The sequence below is a fragment of the Paenibacillus segetis genome (assembly GCF_014639155.1).
In the GTDB taxonomy this organism is placed as follows: domain Bacteria; phylum Bacillota; class Bacilli; order Paenibacillales; family Paenibacillaceae; genus Fontibacillus; species Fontibacillus segetis.
This window is the reverse complement of sequence record NZ_BMFT01000005.1, coordinates 55,598-73,353: the sequence shown is the minus strand read 5'-3', so window position 1 is coordinate 73,353 and position 17,756 is coordinate 55,598. Positions and strand designations below refer to the sequence as shown.

The following is a 17,756-nucleotide window of genomic DNA, read 5'->3' as shown; positions in this document are numbered from 1 at the left end:
TTTTTATTACTGCGTTTTACATCCCCACATTATTTTCACTAGGACGAAGAATGGCTGAACCAATTGCTAATAATATTACTGCCATTAGGCCAAGGACCAGCATAGGTATCGTAAGACTTTGCCAACCTGCTCCGGATGATAATTTCTCAATCGCTTCAATTGCCCACTTTTGTGGCACAAAATTTGCCGCCTTTTGCATGATATCTGGCATGAAGGAAACCGGCCAAAAGCAGCCGCCAATCATACAGGTTGGGGTAATAATCAAATTGTTTATTGTTCCTATGTTCTGCGGGTTACGAATCAAACCAGCAACAGCACTTGCAAGGCCCATGGCAACAAGCATAAAGGCGGATAAAATGAGAAAGTGTGCCAGCAACGAGACACCATAATCATAATTCAGCACCACACGGGTCATAAACAATACGACGATAATTTGAAAAATACCCACTACAAAGCTTCCGAGAAAGTTACCCAGTGCAATTTCCCACGCCCTCACTGGAGCACTAAACACCCTAGCCATCGTTCTACGGCTGCGATCCTCTACAATTCTCGTCACGGTGCTGCTAACCAACCCCATCAGAAACAACAATGTAAACCCTGTAACCGTAGTAATTCCAGGCTTCGGATACAGCCTAAGATCATTATCGACTGAACTTATCTGGTGCTTCTGAATCTCATGGAGTACTTCCTTGAAATTCGCATCAATATCACTTGACGATGCTGACGAAGCATTAACTCTTCCTGCTGTCGAAGCTAGCTCTGATACCAAATTGTTAATATTCAGTTTGATCGTAACCGATGCCTCACTTGTCTTCATTTCATAGACCTTCAAAATTGGAAACTTGCCTGATACAATATCATTCGTAAAATTGGCAGGAATAGTGAATCCGGCATTCCCTTTCAACGCGATGAGGTATTCTTTCATCTCCTCTTCACTTTGGAACGATTTCAATTTATAATCCGGCTTACTGGCCAACTCATCGAGCAAATATTGGCTCGCTATACCCGTATCTTCATTAAAATACACAATGTCCGCCCTGGTTATTTCGTCTCTACCTAACAGGCCAACCACTGCAGCAATTACAATACAAGGCAAGAGAATATATGATATTACACCTTTCTTTGTCCCTATCGTTCGCTTGACCATATTCCAGGCAATCGTAAAGCTATTCATGGTAACCCACCTTTCGGTAAGACATCGTGCCTACTAATAGCAACACAACACTAAATATGCCTAACATCAAAACGTGATAAAGTATTTCTCCGCCACTCGCATTTAACATAATACGTATAATACCTTGAAGCGCCCAGTGATTAATCGTAAATTTACTCAACTTCTCGATAATATCAATCGGGATGGGCTGAAATCCGCCACTAAGAAAGGTCATAACAACGATGATGATCTGAATAATGGTCTGGGCATTTCCTGAAGATCTCGACATAAGCGTAACAATTACCGATATTAACATGGATGCGATAACAACGAATACACATATCAATATCAGATATAAAGGATGCTCGCCCCAATTAACACCATATAGCCATGTAGTTCCGAAAATAATAACCCCAGCCTGGATGAAGGCAACAAGACTATTTCCACCTATCTTACCCAAGAAAATCTTCAGCGTACTTACCGGCATTGAATTCAGACGATACAGCGTCTTGTTCATTTTCTGGGCCTGGAGACTATTGCTTGCCGTAAGTCCAGAGTAAAGCAAGAACATGATAAGCATCGACGCAGCATAATACTGAAAAGATGAATAGGTATTCCCCTTCTTATTAAGAGATGTCATTTCAACATACGAGGCCGATCCAGGTTCTGTTGCAGTCGCGATCGAATTAGGCCCAAGCACTATAGTTGCAGCTTGCACACCATTCAACTGATCCAAATAGGATTCAAAGATCATTTTGGCTACATGATTCTTAGTGTGGTTCTTCCCAAGGATCATCTCCCATTTGACTGTTTCCCCCTTCATTACCTGGTCTGCAAAATCAGGGGGAATTATGACAGCAAAATCACTCTCTCCTGACTTTAGTGCACTCTCTGCTTCCTGCCGACTGTTACCGTGCTTAATCTTCAATAACGCCTGTATCTGAGGATTCTTCAGAAATTCATTCCATCCTAAACTTTCTAACTTTTCCTGCCCTGATGGCTCGATAATCATAGTTGTAACCGAATCAATAGGAGCACTATCTCCTAACGAAGTGATCCCTGATAACGCATTGCCTAGAATAAAAATCAGCACCATCGGCAGCAAGAATTGATTTAGTAGTACGACCCGCATTTTTGTTAACATACGGAGTTCAAACCAAATGATATGCCACATCTTCATTGCATTTCCCCCTAATCCCGTAACTTGCGCCCGGTTAGATTTAGAAACAGCGTCTCTAAAGTAGGCCGTTCACATACAACCGAATGAATGACCACATCATGCTTGGCACAAATATAGAGAATATCCTGAAGATCGCTTTGCGACGAAGAAGTATACATCTCTACAACGTTATCGTGTTGGTGTATGCGATTAATCCGTGGGTGAAGCTTTAACTCCTCAAGAACTATCTCGTGAATTCCCAGCGCTGTCATCACAATCTTTTCTTCTCCAGCAACAAGATCACGTAACTCCTCCTGAGTCCCACAAGCAATGACATGTCCCTGATCGACAATAGCTACGCGGTCGCAAATTGCCGATACCTCTTCCATGTAGTGACTCGTATAAATAATCGTGGAGCCCATCCGGTTCAATTCTCGAACTGATTCTAGAATATGATTACGTGACTGCGGGTCAATCCCCACAGTAGGTTCATCCATAATAATCAACTTCGGGTGATGCATTATCGCACAGGCAATGTTCAACCTGCGTTTCATCCCACCAGAGAACGTTCGAGGTAATTCTTTAGCACGATCCTCAAGACCAACAAAACGTAGCGCTTCCATTACTCGATCTTTGAGTTCACTACCACGAAGACCGTATAATTTTCCAAAAAACGCAATATTATCTGCGGCTGACATTGACTCATACAGCGCCAAATCCTGTGGGACGAGACCAATCTTCTTCTTCACTTCCAATGTCCGATCTTTGACTGAAATTCCGTCTACACGAATCTCACCTTGATCTAGCTTAAGTAAGCCAACGATCATATTTATCGTTGTACTTTTCCCGGCACCATTGGGACCAAGTAATCCAAAGATTTCCCCTTTCTCAATGTGTAGGTTCAGATGATCCACAGATAGCTTATCCCCATAACGTTTAACAACATCATTTACTTCTATAAATGCCATATGATTATCTCCTTCATAATTCGGACTCTATTTTATGAGTTCATTGTACCAATTCCGCCGTACTTCCAAAGGTCCTAATCGTCATGTATTCAAGGTGACTATAGTCACCTCTTAGGATAAAAACGATTGTGTTATAATAAATTCATCCTCGTTAATTTTTCCATATTTTTGAATGAAGGTTGGAAATTATGCCTAAACATTTGCTTTTATCATTGATGTACGGGATGGTGCTGACCCCAAGCTTCATCAATATTTTTGTAATGAGTGATCATTCATATGACCTATTTGTTATGCATGTTCTGTTATTCTTCGCTATCGTGGTACTCGGTCGTTTTCTCAAAAGAGAAGTTCATTTAACGGCATTAACTATAATCGAGATCCTCTTCTCTGCATGGATATGTATGACATACGGAAATTTAATGTTTATCTTAGCTTTAACTCCACTATTTGTTTACTTACTTCTGCCCAACATTACGTTACGCTGGATGATGTTTGGATTCCACCTGATCGCTGTAAATTATGCCCTTTTACAACAGCCCCCCGTCTTGATAGCAGCCAGTAATATTTTCTTAGTACTCATCGCTACTCTGGTATCCTTACTCCAACAAATGGATAGACGCAAAAATACGGCTTTACTTATGTACGACGAGCTGCGCAAAAAGCATTATGAACTTGATGAGTCTAAGAACCGCTTGGTCTTATTCACAAAACAAGTGGAAGGATTCGCCCAAGCTGAGGAACGTAGTCGTATATCCCAACAACTACACGATGATGTTGGACATCGCTTGATACGCACTAAAATGATGATGGAAGCAGCGCTTCAGATCATGCCGAACGATCAAAACAAAGGTATGCTTATGATGAGAGAAATTAGAGACCAATTGGCCACGGGACTAGACGAAATGCGTGCGACTGTTCGCCGTTTGAGACCCTCGACACAAGTTACTGGGATACATTCTCTAAGCCGTTTACTAGAGGAAATCGGCAGGGAAACTGGCATCAGGACAGCCCTTAATATCGAGGGGAACCCTCTCTCCCTCTATCCGAGTCAAGAAATTATTTTATATAAGAACGCACGCGAAGCGGTGACCAACGCCCTCAGGCACGGGCAAGCAGAATCAATTGAGATTACTATTTTGTATACCGATAGTGAGGTACGTATGTCCATTAGCAATGATGGTACCTTACCTGAGGGCAATCTCCAGCATATGGCTGGACTAGGGCTTGCGGGAATGAAAGAGCGATGTACTTTGGCCGGGGGATATTTAGAATTTTCTATACAATCACCTTTCACCATCATCACAAGGCTACCTATAACGCAGCATCAAAAGATCCAATGACAAAAGGAGATTAACTATGTCTAAGATAAAGCTACTCATCGTGGATGATGATCCATTTATTCGCGAGAGTCTAACCCTATTAATTGGAATGGATCCCGACATTCAAGTGATTGGGTCAGTATCAAATGGGGCGGAGGCTGTAGACTTCGTACAAGGAGGAGGGCAGCCTAACGTGGTGCTAATGGATATTCGGATGCCTATTTGTGATGGTGTGGAAGGGGCCCGCAGAATTAAGGCAATATCGGCAGATATTTCAGTTCTGATGTTGACTACATTTGATGATGACGAGTTTATACTCGAAGCGCTTCGAAACGGGGCCAGTGGATATCTACTCAAAAATATCCCGCCAGATCGGATTATTCAGGGGGTTAAAACAGTCCATAGCGGCAGCATGCTTATTCATCCAGATGTCGCACGCAAACTATCTGGGCTACTGCGCCCTTCTGTGCCAACCCCACCAGCAGATAAACTATCTGCCGCAGGTCTAACAACGGCCGAGCATAATGTTGTTTCGCTTATTGCAGATGGAATGTCTAATAAAGAGATTGCGCAACAGCTATATCTCAGTGAAGGCACAGTCAAGAACCACATAACCGAAATCCTTGGTAAACTAGGCGTTCGTGATCGTACACAGATCGCTATCCTGTATTGGAAGGGGCAACAAACACCTACCTAAATTCATGAATAGACAACAAAAAAGCAGCATATTCGCTAATGCGAGCAGGCTGCCTTGTCTTCAACAAATAATCATTGATCGATCTTTACACCTTTTGGTAACGATTTAGGATCGGTATTTGTATTCACAAGTTGGGGGAGCATTTTCGTTCCCTTCACCATTTCAGAGGAACACAGAGGACATACCGGAGTGTAATCAAACGCAAAATTATCCCTCATCCATCCGTTACAATCCTCACTGCTACAAGACCAAACCGGTGTATTCTCCTCAGGAATTTCTTCTAACGTTTTTTTACGGTAATTCATGCTTTTCCTCCTTTGGGTTTTGGAATGGGTCTATAAGATCCCGATACCCCAAAAATAACAAAAACTGCTCTTAACGCACGCGTTAAGAGCAGTTTAGCCTGCATTACAGTTTTACAACGTTTTCGGCTTGTGGTCCACGGTTGCCTTGAACAACGTTGAATTGCACACGTTGGCCTTCGTCAAGCGTTTTGAAACCTTCGCCAGTGATAGCGCTGAAGTGTACGAATACATCGTTTCCGCCTTCAACTTCGATAAAACCGAAGCCTTTTTCAGCGTTAAACCATTTTACTGTTCCTGTTTCCATGAGGGTACCTCCTAAAAAATATTAACATGCTCCTTTTTTACATAAAAAAATTCACATATTGAAAAAAGTTCCATTTACAAGAGTGACACTCTTTTCAATGTGTGAATATTAGTTTTGGAATGGCTCAAGTAATTTCATTATAGCCTCCTTTTAATTAAAATGCAAATCCTGTATTCTCTAAACTAAGAGAATCTTATCCCTCAAAAGTTGACTGCCTAAGTGCAACCCTTAATCAATAAGGCTTGCCAGGTTTACCAAACAAGTAACCCTGAGCCAATACCACACCACTATCCACACAAAATTGAAAATCCTCCATTTGTTCTACTCCTTCAGCCAGAGCCTTCCCTCCAAAAGCACTCGCTCGCTGTATGATAAGCTTAATCTGCTCTTGCTTTGCTTGGTCTTGGCTACATCCGCCAACTAAACTTCGATCAATCTTGATATAATCTGGCCGCAGTGCATCCATTTCTTCGAGCGTTGAATAACCTGATCCCACATCGTCAAGGGCCAAGGAAATCCCCTTCCGGCGACATACTTCAAATATCTCCTTCAAATGAGCCATATGTGTGATTCGTTCCGTCTCCACAACTTCAAATACGAAGTCCCGCGCGTCAAGAGACAGTTGCTCCATCGCAACAAATGTCTGATTTAGGCATTGATTCGGATTCTCAATAGAAGAAGGCAAAAAATTAATAAACCGCTTGATCCCCTGAGGCAAGTGTCGCGCACTCGTCTCAATAGCAGTCAATCTAGCAGCTTGATCTAATTGAGATTGAAGCCCAGTCTCTCTGGCTATATCAAATAGATCACTGGGATAAAAGAAATTTCTACTCGATGATGAACGCAGTAGAAATTCATATCCAATGACCTTTTTTTGGGTATTCACAATAGGCTGCATATGACTCTCAATACCTTGATTAACGATAATATTAATAATTCTGCGTCGATTTAGTCTAAACTCCATTTGAGGTATTGGGAACCATAAAGGAGATCGATCATGGCACTCTCCATTAATTAAGCTCCCAATTAACTCATCACCTGTTATTAAACAATAGTTATTCACGTATTCAAGTATCCGCATTGCCTCATCCCTTGATTCATACGAATACTGGCAATCAGATATATTGTTATCACGCAAATACCCCTGTTCATTCATATATGTTATCAATGACATTGAACACGGACGAAACGAGAATACTCCTTGTTCTTCAGGGTCCGTGTGAATGCCATGATTACAGCCCAACATATAAATCCCCCTTGAACTACCTTAGCAATGGACAAGGAAAATTATAACATGGTGCTATTCGTTCTTAGAGTGACCTTAGTCTCTTTCATGAACCCTACTTTTCCACATATGCAAATAAAGAATAGAGCTAACCTGTCATTCAAGTGGATAGATATTAAGGCTTTCTTCTCTTAATTTCATAAATGCATGCACCACATCTGGATCAAATTGAGTTCCGGCATGTCGCAATAATTCTAACCTGGCCTCACTTGTATGCTTTCTTCTTACATACGGTCGATGTGACAACATAGAGTCAAACGCATCAATAACGGCACATATTCTCGCCGATAATGGAATCTGCTCCCCACTCAAGCCTTCAGGATATCCTTTACCGTCCCATCGTTCGTGATGGTAACGAATTAATCCAATAATTTCACCGCTAAATCCCGTATTTGCTTCCACCATTTCTGCCCCTAGTACCGGATGCAACTTCATAATTTCCCATTGCTCGCTTGTTAAGGGAGTACGCTGAAGAATGAGCTCTTTCGGAATCATTGCCTTGCCAATATCATGTAAAAAGCAGCCACGAATTAGATTATCTTTACTCGAACTGCTAAGTTTCATCGGTACCGCTATTTTCTCAGCTAGGATTGCGACTCTCACACAATGCTGGTATGTCTCAGGATGTTTTCGCCATAACATACCAACCCACTTGACCGTATCTGGTTCTTTATCTAGATAAAGTTTCTTAGCTCCAATCGGAACAGTCACTTTCTTTTGCCTCCTACAACTAAGTCGTAATTACTCGAACTTTAGTCCCTATGACCCTCTTTAACACTCTTTCATGTTCCAACATAGATCGTGCCGATATAAACTCATAAAACTCCTCGATTTACCCGAATATCTTAATATGTATAGAAAATAAACCGATGTCGTACAATAACAATTATGCGACAATCCAAGTGGAAATAATAGTAGAAAATAGGTAGACTTTGTCGAGATGTCAATTAATATTATAGGACAAAATAGACACTTTGGCATAGGTGTAAAGTGTCAAATAATAGATAATAAGAACTAATTTCAATCGATATATTCTTGCAAGCAGTCTTGAACAAAATCTGGGGCTGCTTTCTTCATCTGCTCTACCGTATGTAAATAACGTTGTGTTGTATTAATATGTGAGTGTCCTAGAGTCTCTTGCACCTGCTGTAAAGAGGCTCCTTGAAGAAGAGCTAACGTAGCGTTTGTATGACGAAGCCAGTGAGGGGTCGGTCTCTTAACAAACCGACTGCGCTCGCCTGCAGCTTTGATTATCCTTTGGATCTGGCGTGGAGTGACCTGAAAAAGCACTAAGTCCTGATCGGGATCAGATGTATCACAAAGAGAACGGGCATGCTCCAAATACAGTTTCCAAAGTTGTTGAGGTACTTTAACTTCTCGAACCTTCCCTCGTTTTGCATGCGATATGGTAAGCCAAGTTGATGTCCCCAAGGCATCGTTATGAAAATCTCCCCATCTGATTCCTGAGAGTTCTGAAACACGGAGCCCTAAAAGCACAAGCGAAAGGCCAATTAAGTAATTACGCAAACTTTGTTCCCGCAAAATCTCTAATAATTCTCCGACTTCATTTTTGGTCAGATAATGGCGTCTGCTCGTAACCGTGGTAGTCGGAATACGAACACTAGCCGTTGGATTATGCTGAAATATACTGATGCCGTCTTCACTTCCCCATTTAAAGAAAGATTTCAAAGGAGCTATAAAGGCTGCTACACTTGCGGGTGCCAAGGGTCTTCCTGAGGTTCTATATATACCTTGAGTTAATGAAAGCTTGTAGGCTTCAATTTCTCGCCAAGTTACGTCTTTTAACGGGATACCCGATAAAAAGTTTTGGAAATCGCTAATCGCTCTATAATAATTTCTTCTCGTATTGGGAGCTGTAGTGCATACCGATAGAAACATCTGAATGATCTGCTCGTCAGTATAATTATGATCCGGAGAATGGGATGGAATTTTCTGTCGAAGTGCTAATAGATTATTTTCTGTTTTCATGTTATGTTGCCTCCTGTTGAATTCATTATGTAGTCGTACAATTGTTATTGTACGACATCTCAGAAATGAAGTAAGTCTCTCCAGGCAACTAACACTTCATCAACTCACAAAATTTGTCATTTTTCCAACTGCAAATTATTTAAAGCAACTAAAATCTTCCTTTGTACGTTTATATTTCGAGGGGGGATTTTTTTATGCGTTTTATGAAAGGGTTCGTTTATTTAACCGCCATTTTCTTATTACTTGTCGCGTGTTCCTCTGAGGGAGCATCTAAAGTGAGTTCACCTGATTCGCTACCTACTGAAACGAATTCGCCAGTCGGAACAATCACAAACAATCATTCAAGTGATAGTGATGGGAATTCTCCCCTTCCGAATACGTCCCTAAAGGAAATGAATGGAACTGCCGGGCAATTGTATGGATATACCTTCGAAGCGATGATGCAATTGGATGAGAACTTAAACACAGACATGAAATATATTGCCGTTGATCTCAATCCATTAACTCAATTAACTGAGGCAGACAAATTATACATTTTGAACTACTTAGAGCAGAAATTTAGTATAACTGTTCAAGACAACACATTGGAGCAGCTCATTGAGAAAGAAGACCTAAAGGAAGACTTGTTGGTCCTAGAAGGCACTTTACTGCGCATAGAAAAGGTTGAGTTAGGTGAAGACACGGCCGTCATCACAGGATCAAAGTTTCGCTCCGGAACTGGTAGCGTCGGCACAAAGATTGAGCTAATACTCGAAAATGATTCATGGAAGGTAGCTTCTGCTGCCATGACCTGGATCAGTTAAAACTAAATCATTACATACGGAAGCCGCTTCCTACTGGAAGCGGTCCATTCATACGCAAAAAACGCCTGCTATTCGCAGACGCCTTATTAATGAAGCATTAGAAAAAAACTATTCTTTAGACAACATCATAACCTTGTTCTTCGATGGCTTCTTTAATAGCTTCAACTGTCACTTTGCTCTCATCAAAAGATACGCTAACATTTTTAGCATTCAAATCAACCTTTGCCTCTGCCCCAATTTCAGCAATAGCTCCTTCTACCGATTTAACACAATGACCACATGACATACCTTCTACGTTCAAAATAATATTTTGCATGAATAATTCCTCCTAAAAGTTTTGTTAGCATTACTTCCTTGATTATTGTTCGTACAAAACTTACCTCGAAAGCATACACTTAGTTTTGTTAGCATTACTTCCTTGATTATGGTTCGTACAAAACTCACATCGGAAGCATACACTTAAGTTTTGTTAGTATAACTTCAAATATTATTTCATTAACTTGTTCATTGTAACCAATAACTCATCAACAACATTGTCTTCTCCAGCCTGAATACGTTCAATTATGCAGCTCTTCATATGGCCCTCGAGGAGTAAACGTGCCACACTATTCAACGCAGACTGTGCAGCAGCAATTTGATTAAGCACATCATCGCAGTAGGTATCCTTCTCGATCAAACCTTTGATTCCGCGAATCTGACCTTCAATTCTATTCAATCGGCTTGTTAAATTACTCTTCGTCGCTTCCGAATGATGACTGTTTCTGATCTGCATGCCGCCCTGTTGAGTGTCTTCTCCAGCACAATGCGATGGATGAGACTGACTCTCTTTTACCACATTACCCCTCCTCACAAAACCCATTAGCTTTGCCTTACATGATCATTATAACATACCCCATGGGGGTATGTGAAGTAAAAAATATAATCATTCTCTTACTGTTCTCTCTAGCAAGTAGAAGTATACATCCTTGTGTACGGCTTAGAATTAAATGTCCTTATACGAAAAAAATCACCTCGGGCGCAGATATATATCTGCACCTAAGGTGATATAAATTTACTATAAGAATCATGCAATAGCGTTTGATTACTTAATCTGGTATCCCCAAATCATTGTAAACAATGTACCAAATATTGTGACCAGACCTACAACTACCGCGTAGGCAAGATTTGTATACAGTGCCGACTTCGATTTGTTCTCACTAATATGCATGAACATGAACAGCTGAACACCCAACTGGATGACCGCACAAACGAGGAGAATAGTTAGACCCATCGCTACGGAAAGATCCCAGACGACCACGGACAATGCAACGACTGAAAGGATAAGCGAAAATAGATATCCCATCACGTGTTGAACCGGGAATAGCTTTTTCATATCACATCAGTCCTTTCAAATATACAAAACTGAAAATGAAAATCCAGACAACGTCAAGGAAATGCCAGTATAGCGAGAATATAAACGACTTATTTGACGTCTCTAACGTGAAGCCTTCACGCCGGATTTGTAGCATAAGTCCTCCACCCCACAGCAAGCCCATGAACACGTGCAGTCCGTGTGTTCCTAGCAGTACAAACAAGCTGGAGAGGAACGCACTAGTCTGAAGCGTTGCTCCTTCATTTACGTACGTTACAAACTCCGTAATCTCTACACCAAGGAACACAAGGCCCAATAGTAGTGTGATCGAGAAGAACACCATTGCAGGCTTTTTCAGTCCAAGCCGCATACTATGAATCGCAAGACCGCAGGTAAAACTACTGGTCAAGAGTACAAATGTTTCAATGAGCACAGGGCCCAGTTCAAATATTTCTTTAGCATCAGGTCCATTACCTGTACGAGTCCACAAGGTCAGATAGACGGCAAACAGAGTCGAGAAGAGCACAATTTCTGCTCCAAGGAACAACCAGAATCCTAAAATCCGGTTACTATTCTCTTCTGATTGATATTCAAGTGGCAAAGTATTGTCTAATTTCATGACTGTTCACCCCGCAATCTTTGTTCCGTCTCCCTAATTTCTTTGACCGAGATATGACGTCCATGATCGCGTTCGAAAGAACGTACCGCGAGCATGATGACAATGCCTATGCCGAAGATAATTGAAGGAACCCACCAGCTAAATACCATACAGAATCCAAAGGCCATAAAGATCATACCTAGGATAAACGGTTGTCCGCTATTGTTAGGCATATGAATCTCTTCGTATTCACCTTCAGTTAAAGGTTGCCCCGTCTTCTTGGATTCCCAGAATGGATCTAAACCATTCACCTTAGGAATAAGTGCAAAGTTATATTCTGGAACCGGGCTAGGAATACTCCATTCCAGTGTACGTGCATCCCACGGATCATTTGTAGTATCTCTCTTCGCATAACGGAAGCTCCAGTAAATGTTATATACAAGGTATACAAATCCGAGAGCTAGACCGATAGCACCGATCGAAGCAATCATATTTAATGGACCAAAACCTGTTTCTGCCGAATACGTGTACGTACGACGTGTCATTCCCTTGAGTCCCAAGAAGAACAACGGCAGGAACGTCACATTGAAGCTGACTGCGATCAACCAGAAGGCCCGTTTGCCTTGGCGATCGTTCAATCTGAAACCGAACATTTTCGGGAACCAGTAGTAGAAGCCAGCTAGGACGGCGAATACAGTACCCGGAATTAATACATAGTGGAAGTGGGCAACCAGGAACATTGTATTATGATACTGGTAATCGGCACTTGCCATTGCGAGCATGACACCTGTTACACCACCGATCGTAAAGATCGGAATGAAAGCAAGTGAGTATAACATCGGTGTCGTAAACTCGATCTTGCCCTTTCGGAGTGTAAATAGCCAGTTAAATATTTTAACCCCGGTAGGGACCGCGATAGCCATCGTTGAGATGGAGAAGAAGCCATTAACTGTAACTCCATGCCCCATTGTATAGAAGTGATGCGCCCATACAAGGAACGACAATAGCGAGATAACAACCATACTGTATACCATCGATTTGTAACCATATAGGTTCTTGCGTGAGAATGTTGAAATGATCTCACTATAAATACCAAACGCTGGCAGTATAACGATATAAACCTCAGGATGGCCCCATACCCAGAACAGGTTGGCCCAGAGCATATCCATACCACCGTTTGCCATGGTAAAGAACTGTGCACCGAACATACGGTCAAACATCATCAAAGCTAGTGAAACCGTTAGTACCGGGAACGCGAACAAAATAATAACGTTCGTGATCAGAACAGACCATGTAAACATCGGCATACGCATTAATTTCATACCAGGCGCACGCATTTTAAGAATCGTTACCAAGAAGTTCACACTTGTTAACAAAGTACCTATCCCTGCAATCTGCAACGCGATAGAGTAATAGTTATTACCTACAGTCGGGCTAAGCTCTATACTTGCTAGTGGGAAATAAGCCGTCCAACCTGCATCTGGTGAACCCCCAATAACAAATGAAATGTTTAGTAGCATCGCACCGGCGAAGAACAACCAGAAGCTGACTGCGTTAAGTCTTGGGAAAGCAACGTCTCTAGCACCAATTTGCAGTGGTACCACGACGTTCATCAGTCCTATAACAAATGGCATCGCCATAAATAGAATCATGATAAGACCGTGTGTGGTAAATATTTCATTGTAATGCTGCGCGTCCAAAAGTCCATTCTCCGGAACAGCGAGTTGGGCTCTCATAAGCAACCCGTCCATACCACCGCGGAAAAGCATCAGTAGGGCAGCAATAATATACATGATACCGATTTTCTTATGGTCAACAGTCGTCAACCATTCACGCCACAGGTAACCCCATTTTTTAAAATAGGTCAGACCAACGACAATTGCGAGTGATGCCAGAACAATACTAGCCATCGCACCGTAAATCATCGGTTCCCCTGTAACGAAAAATTCATCCCATTTCATTTCGAATATACCCCCTTCCAGTTTTAGTTACCATTCGTCGTGTTATCTGTGGAATGGTCCATGTCCATATTGGAATGATCCATCTCGGAGTGATCCATTTCAGAGTCCGAATTAGATTCGGAATCCGTTGAACCTCCATGATCATGTCCAGCATTCTCACCCTCAGGCGCTGGACGGAAGTCCAAGTGCGTTGAGGTATATGTTTTTCTACCTACAAAGTTCGTTTCCAACAATGTATTAAATTCTTCCTCGGTCAATTCCGAAGCCGTATTCTTAACATCTTTAATCCACTCTGCATATTCTTTGTCCGACATCGCTAGAACCTCAAACTCCATTTGGGAGAAGCCTTTACCCGAGAAGTTAGAGTTCTTACCAACGAAAGAACCCTGATGCTCTGCTACAAGGTTAAGCGTGTTAACCATATCGCTCATGGCATATTTCTGGCCGCCAAGTTGTGGAACCCAGAAACTCGTAATTGCACTGAAGGAGTACAATCTAAATTCTACTGGGCGATTAACAGGAATGTTAACATAGTTAACTGTTTCAATCCCTTCCTCTGGATAGCTGAAATGCCATTTCCAGTCCGAGGATGACGCATAAATAACCAACGGTTTCTGATCCTCATAACCCGCTGGTACCTTCTCCACCGCACTAGTACTACGTACCGTAACGACAGACAATACAGTGACAATAATGATTGGAATGACAATCCAAATCATTTCTAACAACCAATTCCCCTCTTCGTGGGGTGGTTCATAATCTGGTGCCGCTTTAGAAGCGCGGTATTTGGAGATTATAACCACGTACAACACATAAACAACTAGCAATATAAGCGCCATTACTATCATAGAAAAAATAATGACTTCAGATTGGGTCTTGGCCACAGGACCTTTCGGATTCAATACTGCTAATGAATTACAACCGGTCAGGAGAACAAGAAGCGCTGAAAAACCAGCAAGCAGCAACCCTTTCCTTTTCATAGGATACCGATACCCCTTTCTCTAAATATCGTCAGCCCGAACTCATCAGGAGGACTTCATATAACATCTAGAACCTATGTTATGGAAGCACCAAATTAATTACAAATCATAGAGAAAGTAAATTATGTAATATTATTACATTTAATTATAGATCCATCATACTTTTTCCGTACATAAGTCTCATATATACCGATATTCGGTCATATTCAGCCAAATAATCCGATTTCAATAATTGTTCACAATAGTCGTCTCATGTGCATAAGTTCGGAAAATTGTCATATAATTTACCCAGTTTGTGATTCTTGTCACTTATAAAAAATAAAAAATCACCAAGTCCAAAAATTAATTACTAGGACTGGTGATTTTTTAAACCTATTTATATTCAGTTTGCACTCACTTCGCCTGACTGGGGATCAAATGAGAAGAATACTTCTCTACCGTCCATATCCGCATAGAAGATCAACTTTCCATGATTCCAGAATCGAGTGTATACCTCTTTCGGTTTCACTCCCATAATTTGCTCGGACAATATCGTCATTTTATGATCTGGCAGATGATATATTACCAAATCCGGCTTACCATTCAACTCAGTCGATATGGCTACATTTTGGCGCGTATCATCCAGTTGTAAGAGATATGAGCTTGAAGCTCCCTCAATAGTACATACCTCAGTAAATTGTTTGGATTCCATGTCATATCGCAACAATCCAAGCTCTGACTGATCGCCACTTGCCCGTGTCACGGTAAACCATAACGTATGATCCTCCTCCACATGCAGCAGACTCCAAAGCTTACCATTTTCCCATGTACCTTTATGAGGTATATCCTTTAGTTCCATCAGAGGATCACCTTGTTTTTCTCCCTCCACTACTCTATATGCAGCATCTCCCCACACAGCGACTGTAATGTTATCTAACTGCAGCATATCACTGATTTTATATCCAGTAGGGGTATCCGTAACGACATAGCGAACTTTATCAATTTCATAATATGGATCAAGATAGGACAAATAAGTTTCGGCATCCACATAGGTTTTCCCATCCACTTCACCATTACCAAGAATTCGATAACCAATCTGCCTTGGACTCGTTCCTTTTAGATAACCAGGATCATAATTAAAAAACGTATGCGCAAACTCCTCGTCCCTATATATCAAAGCCTTGATGGAACCTGCAACGATATCTTCAGGCCCTGGTTTTGATGCAGCAATCTGAAACCTCACTAATTTCTTGAACACCGTATTTGTATGAAAAACCTTGTAAACAAATAACCGCTGATCATCATGGCTCCATGTTGGTTGTTCAAAGGTATATCGTGCCTGTTGTTTCCCTTCTACTAACTCGCCATTCTCCCATGCATCTGCAAGTTCGTTCTGGGTCATCTGCTTTTTGGTGTTAAAATTCGTATCCGCGATCCATACATCTTCTAACACCGGATCACCTTGCGATTTAATGTATGCCACATACGAGCCATCATTAGAGACAGCAGGATACCTTCCACTATCAAGCACCTTTTCTTCTCCACGCTTCAAATCCCTGTATATAATCTGATGATCTCTTTCGAAGAACAGTCCATTTTGTCCTGCCACATAAGAAGGATACTGTCCCTTCACGATTGAACGAACCGTTCCATTATCCAAACTTAGCTCATAAATTTGCCCTTGCGAGGACTCCGTTTCTCTATCTATCTCATTCTTAAGCTGTGTCCGACTCACAAACATAATATTTCGACCGTCCGGCGACCAAGCGGGTGTCTCCAACAGTCCATAATCACTTCCCCCCAGCAATAGCAGTCGACTGGATTCATCAGCGATATTATACAAATACAAACTTCCTTCCTGAACATATACCAGCTGCGTACCATCCGGTGACACTCGAACAAAATTAATATTTCCGTCGATTAATTTGTTGTACTCCGAACTACTTAAAACGTATAAACCGTCCTCATTTAATGGCAAGTAGATCGTACCTTCATACTCCGCCATCCCCGCACTATTCTCCCGCCCTAACTGTTGATCAAAGGAAAATTGATCAAACAAATGTAGCGATGCCGCCTCGACTTTATCCGTATCTCTTTGAGATAACCACAATGTTGAAAACAAACATAATCCTGCTATCGCAATTGCCAGTGCACCAAATTTCCAGCGTGAACGATGGCGCTTTACAGTATCAATTGATGACGAACCCCGTTTTCCCTTCATATTGTGTTCCTGTAGCAAAGATTCTCGAAGTTCCTGCTTCAACTCTTCATTCACAGGAAGACCCCTACGCAACCTCTCCACGGTCTCGTTCCACTGTTTCTCATCATTCATCGTTCTCCACCTCCAATACATCTATTAATAAATGTCGCCATCTTTCCCTTAATGCGGTGTGCCTTAACTTTTAACCACGACTCTTCCTTTCCAAGCATTTCACCGATTTCTACATATTTCAGTCCAACAACATACTTAAGGTTCATAATCTCTCTTTCCTCCGGAGTAAGTGCACGAAGCGATTGTTCCAAGCAATCATTTCGTGGATCACTCACAGTAAAAGACAATTGAACCTGTGAATATCCAAGGACTTCCGGATCGTGACCATATGGGTAGTCCTTTTTTCGACGATAGTAATCGATCACTGTATTACGACTGATTGTCATCAACCACGGTTTCCATTGATCAGGCTCTACTGCTCCAACAGTATCTAATCTTTGAAATACTTTACGAAAAATCTCACTTACTAAATCATCTGTAACCCATCGATCTCCGGTTTTAAATAAAACAAATCGGTATACATCATCAAAGTACTGATCATAGATACTCATAAAATTCTCATGCAACCTGTTGCACCCCCTCACAAGGATCAATCGAATCAACGTATCCAAAGGTATCAACTAAATAAAAATT

The 17,756-nt window shown here is 41.5% G+C and carries 19 protein-coding genes; 3 read left to right on the top strand and 16 right to left on the bottom strand.

The window, feature by feature from the left end:
- Nucleotides 1-16 precede the first annotated feature (16 nt).
- From IEW05_RS22765 to IEW05_RS22755, 3 genes are read right to left on the bottom strand one after another with little or no spacing between them, the layout of a single operon-like run.
- Complete coding sequence (locus tag IEW05_RS22765) at nucleotides 17-1,174, bottom strand: ABC transporter permease (RefSeq protein ID WP_188542164.1); 1,158 nt, start codon at nucleotides 1,172-1,174, stop codon at nucleotides 17-19.
- Nucleotides 1,167-2,333 (bottom strand): ABC transporter permease, encoded by a 1,167-nt coding sequence (locus tag IEW05_RS22760; RefSeq protein WP_188542163.1) that lies wholly within the window; start codon nucleotides 2,331-2,333, stop codon nucleotides 1,167-1,169. The genes IEW05_RS22765 and IEW05_RS22760 overlap by 8 nt, the downstream gene beginning before the upstream one ends.
- 11 nt (nucleotides 2,334-2,344) lie before the next feature.
- On the bottom strand, nucleotides 2,345-3,280 hold the full coding sequence (locus tag IEW05_RS22755) for an ABC transporter ATP-binding protein (RefSeq protein ID WP_188542162.1): 936 nt from the start codon (nucleotides 3,278-3,280) through the stop codon (nucleotides 2,345-2,347).
- 188 nt (nucleotides 3,281-3,468) lie between these two features.
- On the opposite strand from IEW05_RS22755, the gene IEW05_RS22750 reads away from it, so the two are divergent.
- Together IEW05_RS22750 and IEW05_RS22745 are read left to right on the top strand one after the other, a co-directional pair.
- On the top strand, nucleotides 3,469-4,620 hold the full coding sequence (locus IEW05_RS22750; protein WP_188542161.1) for a sensor histidine kinase: 1,152 nt from the start codon (nucleotides 3,469-3,471) through the stop codon (nucleotides 4,618-4,620).
- A 16-nt stretch (nucleotides 4,621-4,636) separates the two neighbouring features.
- Entirely contained in the window at nucleotides 4,637-5,296 is a 660-nt protein-coding gene (locus IEW05_RS22745; protein ID WP_188542160.1) for a response regulator, read from the top strand.
- A gap of 71 nt (nucleotides 5,297-5,367) precedes the next feature.
- Here IEW05_RS22745 and IEW05_RS22740 read toward each other — a convergent pair whose 3' ends face one another.
- The 5 genes from IEW05_RS22740 to IEW05_RS22720 form a co-directional block, all read right to left on the bottom strand.
- Nucleotides 5,368-5,601: a cold-shock protein gene (locus IEW05_RS22740; RefSeq protein ID WP_188542159.1), complete on the bottom strand. Its 234-nt coding sequence runs from the start codon at nucleotides 5,599-5,601 to the stop codon at nucleotides 5,368-5,370.
- Between the two features lie 103 nt (nucleotides 5,602-5,704).
- Complete coding sequence (locus IEW05_RS22735) at nucleotides 5,705-5,905, bottom strand: cold-shock protein (RefSeq protein ID WP_009223993.1); 201 nt, start codon at nucleotides 5,903-5,905, stop codon at nucleotides 5,705-5,707.
- Nucleotides 5,906-6,137: 232 nt separating this feature from the next.
- Nucleotides 6,138-7,079: an EAL domain-containing protein gene (locus IEW05_RS22730; RefSeq protein ID WP_194434158.1), complete on the bottom strand. Its 942-nt coding sequence runs from the start codon at nucleotides 7,077-7,079 to the stop codon at nucleotides 6,138-6,140.
- Between the two features lie 207 nt (nucleotides 7,080-7,286).
- Complete coding sequence (locus IEW05_RS22725; RefSeq protein WP_229753686.1) at nucleotides 7,287-7,901, bottom strand: HD-GYP domain-containing protein; 615 nt, start codon at nucleotides 7,899-7,901, stop codon at nucleotides 7,287-7,289.
- Between the two features lie 309 nt (nucleotides 7,902-8,210).
- Entirely contained in the window at nucleotides 8,211-9,179 is a 969-nt protein-coding gene (locus tag IEW05_RS22720; protein WP_188542157.1) for a tyrosine-type recombinase/integrase, read from the bottom strand.
- A 194-nt stretch (nucleotides 9,180-9,373) separates the two neighbouring features.
- Between IEW05_RS22720 and IEW05_RS22715 the strand changes: the two genes are divergently transcribed.
- The gene (locus tag IEW05_RS22715) at nucleotides 9,374-9,982 is read left to right on the top strand and encodes a hypothetical protein (RefSeq protein WP_188542156.1); all 609 of its coding nucleotides are present in this window, start codon (nucleotides 9,374-9,376) and stop codon (nucleotides 9,980-9,982) included.
- A gap of 115 nt (nucleotides 9,983-10,097) precedes the next feature.
- Here the strand turns inward: IEW05_RS22715 and copZ are convergent, their stop codons facing one another.
- From copZ to IEW05_RS22675, 8 genes are all read right to left on the bottom strand, one after another.
- Entirely contained in the window at nucleotides 10,098-10,298 is a 201-nt protein-coding gene (gene copZ / locus IEW05_RS22710; protein ID WP_188542155.1) for a copper chaperone CopZ, read from the bottom strand.
- 171 nt (nucleotides 10,299-10,469) lie between these two features.
- Nucleotides 10,470-10,754, bottom strand: a complete 285-nt coding sequence (locus IEW05_RS22705) for a metal-sensitive transcriptional regulator (RefSeq protein WP_188542332.1) — start codon at nucleotides 10,752-10,754, stop codon at nucleotides 10,470-10,472.
- 309 nt (nucleotides 10,755-11,063) lie between these two features.
- The gene (gene qoxD / locus IEW05_RS22700) at nucleotides 11,064-11,354 is read right to left on the bottom strand and encodes a cytochrome aa3 quinol oxidase subunit IV (RefSeq protein ID WP_188542154.1); all 291 of its coding nucleotides are present in this window, start codon (nucleotides 11,352-11,354) and stop codon (nucleotides 11,064-11,066) included.
- A gap of 1 nt (nucleotide 11,355) precedes the next feature.
- A complete protein-coding gene (qoxC, locus tag IEW05_RS22695) occupies nucleotides 11,356-11,952 on the bottom strand; it encodes a cytochrome aa3 quinol oxidase subunit III (protein ID WP_188542153.1) in 597 nt (198 codons plus the stop codon).
- A complete protein-coding gene (gene qoxB, locus IEW05_RS22690) occupies nucleotides 11,949-13,892 on the bottom strand; it encodes a cytochrome aa3 quinol oxidase subunit I (RefSeq protein WP_188542152.1) in 1,944 nt (647 codons plus the stop codon). Before qoxB ends, qoxC begins: the two co-directional genes overlap by 4 nt.
- Before the next feature lie 23 nt (nucleotides 13,893-13,915).
- A complete protein-coding gene (gene qoxA / locus IEW05_RS22685) occupies nucleotides 13,916-14,872 on the bottom strand; it encodes a cytochrome aa3 quinol oxidase subunit II (RefSeq protein WP_188542151.1) in 957 nt (318 codons plus the stop codon).
- 382 nt (nucleotides 14,873-15,254) lie between these two features.
- Entirely contained in the window at nucleotides 15,255-17,183 is a 1,929-nt protein-coding gene (locus IEW05_RS22680; RefSeq protein ID WP_188542150.1) for a beta-propeller domain-containing protein, read from the bottom strand.
- Nucleotides 17,180-17,689: an RNA polymerase sigma factor gene (locus tag IEW05_RS22675; protein ID WP_188542149.1), complete on the bottom strand. Its 510-nt coding sequence runs from the start codon at nucleotides 17,687-17,689 to the stop codon at nucleotides 17,180-17,182. The genes IEW05_RS22680 and IEW05_RS22675 overlap by 4 nt, the downstream gene beginning before the upstream one ends.
- Nucleotides 17,690-17,756 lie beyond the last annotated feature (67 nt).

What these genes read in the sequence shown, in the direction of transcription:
- IEW05_RS22765 (WP_188542164.1), bottom strand. Translation starts at nt 1,174, where the DNA reads ATGAATAGCTTTACGATTGCCTGGAATATGGTCAAGCGAACGATAGGG.
- IEW05_RS22760 (WP_188542163.1), bottom strand. Translation starts at nt 2,333, where the DNA reads ATGAAGATGTGGCATATCATTTGGTTTGAACTCCGTATGTTAACAAAA.
- IEW05_RS22755 (WP_188542162.1), bottom strand. Translation starts at nt 3,280, where the DNA reads ATGGCATTTATAGAAGTAAATGATGTTGTTAAACGTTATGGGGATAAG.
- IEW05_RS22750 (WP_188542161.1), top strand. Translation starts at nt 3,469, where the DNA reads ATGCCTAAACATTTGCTTTTATCATTGATGTACGGGATGGTGCTGACC.
- IEW05_RS22745 (WP_188542160.1), top strand. Translation starts at nt 4,637, where the DNA reads ATGTCTAAGATAAAGCTACTCATCGTGGATGATGATCCATTTATTCGC.
- IEW05_RS22740 (WP_188542159.1), bottom strand. Translation starts at nt 5,601, where the DNA reads ATGAATTACCGTAAAAAAACGTTAGAAGAAATTCCTGAGGAGAATACA.
- IEW05_RS22735 (WP_009223993.1), bottom strand. Translation starts at nt 5,905, where the DNA reads ATGGAAACAGGAACAGTAAAATGGTTTAACGCTGAAAAAGGCTTCGGT.
- IEW05_RS22730 (WP_194434158.1), bottom strand. Translation starts at nt 7,079, where the DNA reads ATGTCATTGATAACATATATGAATGAACAGGGGTATTTGCGTGATAAC.
- IEW05_RS22720 (WP_188542157.1), bottom strand. Translation starts at nt 9,179, where the DNA reads ATGAAAACAGAAAATAATCTATTAGCACTTCGACAGAAAATTCCATCC.
- IEW05_RS22715 (WP_188542156.1), top strand. Translation starts at nt 9,374, where the DNA reads ATGCGTTTTATGAAAGGGTTCGTTTATTTAACCGCCATTTTCTTATTA.
- copZ (WP_188542155.1), bottom strand. Translation starts at nt 10,298, where the DNA reads ATGCAAAATATTATTTTGAACGTAGAAGGTATGTCATGTGGTCATTGT.
- IEW05_RS22705 (WP_188542332.1), bottom strand. Translation starts at nt 10,754, where the DNA reads ATGCAGATCAGAAACAGTCATCATTCGGAAGCGACGAAGAGTAATTTA.
- qoxD (WP_188542154.1), bottom strand. Translation starts at nt 11,354, where the DNA reads ATGAAAAAGCTATTCCCGGTTCAACACGTGATGGGATATCTATTTTCG.
- qoxC (WP_188542153.1), bottom strand. Translation starts at nt 11,952, where the DNA reads ATGAAATTAGACAATACTTTGCCACTTGAATATCAATCAGAAGAGAAT.
- qoxB (WP_188542152.1), bottom strand. Translation starts at nt 13,892, where the DNA reads ATGAAATGGGATGAATTTTTCGTTACAGGGGAACCGATGATTTACGGT.
- qoxA (WP_188542151.1), bottom strand. Translation starts at nt 14,872, where the DNA reads ATGAAAAGGAAAGGGTTGCTGCTTGCTGGTTTTTCAGCGCTTCTTGTT.
- IEW05_RS22680 (WP_188542150.1), bottom strand. Translation starts at nt 17,183, where the DNA reads ATGAATGATGAGAAACAGTGGAACGAGACCGTGGAGAGGTTGCGTAGG.